This is a genomic window from Ligilactobacillus acidipiscis DSM 15836, assembly GCF_001435755.1.
Taxonomy (GTDB): Bacteria; Bacillota; Bacilli; order Lactobacillales; family Lactobacillaceae; genus Ligilactobacillus; species Ligilactobacillus acidipiscis.
The window spans coordinates 1-4,867 of sequence record NZ_AZFI01000148.1; the positions used below are offsets into that span (position 1 = coordinate 1).

Annotated in this window: 4 protein-coding genes; 2 read left to right on the plus strand and 2 right to left on the minus strand. The window is 42.6% G+C overall.

Annotation, left to right across the window (positions count from 1 at the left end; all coding sequences use genetic code 11):
• Positions 1-197: 197 nt before the first annotated feature.
• Complete coding sequence (locus FC65_RS08735; protein WP_056972383.1) at positions 198-1,448, minus strand: MFS transporter; 1,251 nt, start codon at positions 1,446-1,448, stop codon at positions 198-200.
• A 173-nt stretch (positions 1,449-1,621) separates the two neighbouring features.
• Between FC65_RS08735 and proB the strand changes: the two genes are divergently transcribed.
• Together proB and FC65_RS08745 are read left to right on the plus strand one after the other, a co-directional pair.
• Positions 1,622-2,455, plus strand: a complete 834-nt coding sequence (gene proB / locus FC65_RS08740; RefSeq protein ID WP_056972384.1) for a glutamate 5-kinase — start codon at positions 1,622-1,624, stop codon at positions 2,453-2,455.
• The gene (locus FC65_RS08745; protein ID WP_056972385.1) at positions 2,456-3,703 is read left to right on the plus strand and encodes a glutamate-5-semialdehyde dehydrogenase; all 1,248 of its coding nucleotides are present in this window, start codon (positions 2,456-2,458) and stop codon (positions 3,701-3,703) included.
• Between the two features lie 83 nt (positions 3,704-3,786).
• Here FC65_RS08745 and FC65_RS08750 read toward each other — a convergent pair whose 3' ends face one another.
• Complete coding sequence (locus FC65_RS08750; RefSeq protein WP_056972386.1) at positions 3,787-4,719, minus strand: phosphate/phosphite/phosphonate ABC transporter substrate-binding protein; 933 nt, start codon at positions 4,717-4,719, stop codon at positions 3,787-3,789.
• Positions 4,720-4,867: the final 148 nt, after the last annotated feature.

Consider the following 4,867-nt stretch of genomic DNA (forward strand, 5'->3'; position numbering starts at 1 on the left):
GTTTTAGCCAATTAGTCAAAATCGGCTAGAAATATGGGAAAGTCTTAGCCAATTTGACAAAACTGGCTAAAAGTATCGCAGAAATATAGCTGGTTTAAAGTTCTTCAGTTGGTTATTCTGATATTAAAAACTGCACCATAACGTGAGCTTTTATTTCACGTTATGGTGCAGCGTTCTTTTTAAGATTTAATTTTAATTTAGTTATTCTGATTTGGTGTCAGCTGGCGAAAACCCGGCAATGAAATCATGACTAAGAAGCTGATAATGTATAGAGCGGATAAGAAGCTCATGGTAACAGCTAAGTTAAAGTGATCCATCAAAAGCCCGATGGCAACTGATGAGAAACCGCCAATTGCGCGCCCGACATTCATGATCAGATTATTCGCGGTGGAACGGATCTCTGTGGGATACAAACGACTGATCACAGCACCGTAACCGCCGAACATTCCGTTTGAAAAGAAGCCAATGATCGCACCGATGAGCAGCATTGATGCGTTTGTTTTGGCAAAGAGGATGGCAAACATCACGGATGCCGATCCCAATAAGAAAATTGCAAATGAAACACGCGGTCCTAATTTATCCATCAACTGTCCAAAAACTACCATGCCTAAACTCATGCCTAAAATCGTGGAAACCATCCATAATGATGAACCAGATACAGACAAACCTTGTTGTTTTTGCACGATGACTGGCAGCCAGTTCATTAAGCCGAAATAACCGGCGATCTGTACGATAGTCATGACCATTAAACCTAAAGTTTGAACGGCTTTGTGGGGCGTATCAAATAATTGCTTGAAAGATGGTTTATTATGTGTGGCTTTTTCCTGCTTTTGTGCCGCGATGAAATCAGGTGTTTCAGTGACGTGGCGACGAATAAAGTAAGTCAAGATTACTGGGATGATCCCTAATAAGAATAAAGCGTTCCAGCCAAAATGCGGAATGATCAAAGCTGCCATGATAGCGGCAAAAATTGCTCCGACTTGACCGCCAATTGCGGCTATCGAAGACATCCGGCCGATTTGGTCAGAGCGAAAGTTTTCTGCCAGTAAAGCAATTCCGACCCCATACTCACCGCCTGCACCGATCCCGGCTAAAAAGCGCATCAAGTAGATCATTGGCAGCGAATGGGCAAAAAACATTGACCCTGTTGCCAAGGCAAAAATAAAAATCGTGTAAGAAAATGTCCTCACACGACCATACCGGTCACCGATAATGCCAAATAAGGCCCCACCGACCAACATTCCAATGTTAGTCAATGATCCGATCAAACCAGCTTGGCCGCTTGAGATACCTAGCTCTGCAATAATAGAAGCCAGCGAAAATGACAAAAACATAATATCCATGTTTTCAAGGGTAAAACCCGCTGCGGTTGAAGCAGTGACCCATTTTTGCTGCTTAGTAAAGCTGCCCTTTGCTGTTGTTTCGACAGTACGATGCACTTGTTCCATATTCAATTCCTCCAAATGGCGCTCTCTGACGCCGGTTATTTGCTCTTAAACATTCTGGCATAGATAATCAGAAAAAACAAGTGGAAAAATTAATAAAGTTTAATAATTACGGTGTCAAGATAGCTGTCTTGTTGTAGAATGGGGGTGTTACTTGAAAATTGGAGGAAATAAACATGAAGTCAATCCGCCACATGGAAAATGTGCAGCGGCTCGTAGTGAAAATTGGGACTAGTTCCTTGATCCACCCTAATGGTAAGATCAATTTACAAGCGATCGACCAGTTGAGTTATACACTAACGGGCTTGGTCAATGAAGGTAAACAAGTGATTTTAGTTTCGTCCGGCGCAATCGGCGTTGGCATGGGACAATTGGGCCTCACTAAGCGACCCAGAGAAATTCAGGCACAACAGGCACTGGCTTCGATCGGTCAGAGTGAATTAATGACTGTCTATCAACAGCGTTTTGCAGTTTACGGGCAGAAAATCAGCCAAATTTTATTGACTCACGATGTTTTAGACTTTCCTGAAAGTCGCGAACATGTTCATCACACGATGGAGCAATTGCTGGAGTGGGGCGTGATCCCTGTCGTCAATGAAAACGATACGGTTGCGGTCGACGAATTAGATCACCGTACCAGGTTTGGCGATAATGATCAGCTCTCCGCAATCGTTGCGACACGATCGAACGCTGATCTATTAGTGATGCTTTCGGATATTGACGGTTTTTATACTAAGAACCCGCACAAGTTTGCCGATGCGAAATTGATCGATGTTTTGCATGAGATCACCGAAGATTCAGTCCGTCGAGCCGGCGGAGCAGGGACTGAACTAGGAACTGGCGGCATGGTAACTAAACTCAAAGCGGCTCAAAGTATATTAGCTAATAATAAAATGATGGTCTTGGCAAATGGTGCTAACCCGTCGATCATTTTTAAGATCATGAATAATGAACCGATCGGGACACTCTTTGTTAGCGCGCAAAAAGATGAAGATAAAGAGGTAATTTAAATGACAGAATTACTGGCAGAGATGGGTGCTAAAGCACGACAAGCTTCGCTTACTTTGGCGCAGTTGACGACCACTCAAAAAAATGAAGTACTAGAGCAGATCGCTCTTGCATTAGAAAAAAACACGACAGAGATCATTAAAGCTAATCAATATGACGTTGAACATGCTACCGGTTTGGCATCTAAATTCGTTGATCGTTTGACTTTAGATCAAGGTCGGATCTTAGCGATGGCTGAAGGAGTGCGCCAAGTTGCGAGCTTGCCGGACCCAATTGGCAATATCGAACGCGGCTGGACCACTAAAGCAGGCTTACAGATCAGTCAGCGTCGTGTTCCGCTGGGAGTGATCGGGATGATTTTTGAAGCACGGCCTAATGTGACGGTCGATTCCGCAGCTTTGTGTTTTAAATCAGGGAATGCAGTGATTTTGCGTGGAGGTAAAGAGGCACTGCAGACTAATATCAAATTAGCTCAGGTTATTCGCAATGTTTTACAAGAACAAGGATTACCACTCGACGCAGTTCAAATCATTCAAGAAACTTCTCATGATTTAGCGCAGAAATTTATGCAGTTGACGGATTACCTGGATGTTTTGATCCCACGAGGCTCGGCCGGTTTGATTCAAACGGTGGTCAAGAATGCTTCGGTCCCGGTGATCGAAACAGGCGCCGGAAACTGTCATATTTATGTGGATGAAACAGCTGATCTGCAAATGGCCTGCGACATTGTGGTTAATGCTAAGACCCAGCGCCCCTCTGTTTGCAATGCGGCTGAAAAATTAGTCGTTTCAAGTCAGATCGCTTTTCAATTTTTGCCGCTTGTTGCGCGTGCTTTGCATAAATATAATGTTGAACTGCGCGGTGATAAGCGAGCTTGTGAGATTCTTGGCGCTCAGGCAGTTCCAGCAACAAAAGCAGATTGGGATATTGAATATAACGATTATGTTATGGCGATCAAAGTTGTTGATTCCTTGGACGAAGCGATCGCGCATATCAATCAGCATAACACGAAACATTCCGAAGCGATCATTACCAAAGACTATCAGCATAGTCGTGATTTTACCGACCGGATCGATGCTGCTTGTGTTTACGTTAATGCATCAACGAGATTTACTGATGGGTTTGAGTTTGGATTTGGTGCGGAGATCGGCATTTCAACGCAAAAACTTCATGCTCGCGGTCCGATGGGCTTAAATGAACTGACAACGACTAAATACGTGATCTTAGGCGATGGCCAGATCAGAAAGTAAATAACGAGAGTAAAAAAATGGCAGTTACTATAATTACTTAGTGTGAGCATCACAGGTAATTATAGTAACTGCCATCTTTATGTTTATTCGTCCAATTTTTTGACAGTTTTGTTATATTCACGCACGATATCAAAATCACTGTCTTTAGCAGAAGTGTAGCCTTCATGACCGTAGACATCTGCAACGATCGCGTGGCCTTTTTTAGTTTGTGCGACTTTTTTAAAGGCCTGTGAGATTCTTTTCTGCCATTTGGCATTCATATCACCGCGCACCGTGATGGTGTCATTAGGGATCTTAGCGCTGGTATAGATTGGTACTACTTCGTTCATGATGTTAGGTACGTCACTTTTTACTAGATTACGTGCTCCTTGCCACACAAATGCTGCATCGGTATTTTTATTGTAGACGGAAAGGACCCCTTGATCATGACCTTTGATCTGAGCAGTGGTAATGTTGTTTTTGTTAATATCGATCCCGTTTTTATACATTCCGACGGCTGGAAAGATCCAGCCAGAAGTAGAAGTGGTATCCTGAACAGCAATTTTCTTATCTTTCAGATCAGCTAATTTTTTGATGCCGCTATCTTTGCGTACCAAAATTTGTGAACGATAAAAGTCCACTAGTTTTTTGCTGTTATGATCGTCGGCACCTGTGACATCGTATCGTTGGGCTAAAAGTAAGACTTTAGACTGATAATGCTGGTGTGCCAAGACATAGGCATCAGGCGGTAAGAAACCAACGTCGACTTTTTTTGAGCCCATCGCTTCTACGATCGTATTATAGTCTGTTGAAACGCTGACTTTGACCGGGATGTGCAGTTCTTTTTCCAAAAGCTTTTCTAATGGCTTAGCTTTGGCTTCGATCGTCGTGGCATTTTGTGAAGGCACAAATTGAACTGTCAGTTCTTTGGGTGCGTATGTTGTGGTTTTCTTGGCAGCTGTGGTACCGCAACCGCCTAAAATTATAAGTACAAAAAGTGCGATAATTGACAGGATAAATTTTTTACTTGATTTCATCATGATCTCCTAGATCCAAAAGGATCAATTTATTTAATAAAAGTATAGTTTACTTTTAAAACTATAAACCGATTTCACAAAAAGTCAAGCAAATTTTGCAAAATAAAAACTGACCAACAACCTGAATTATTCATACTTTTCCCTTAAG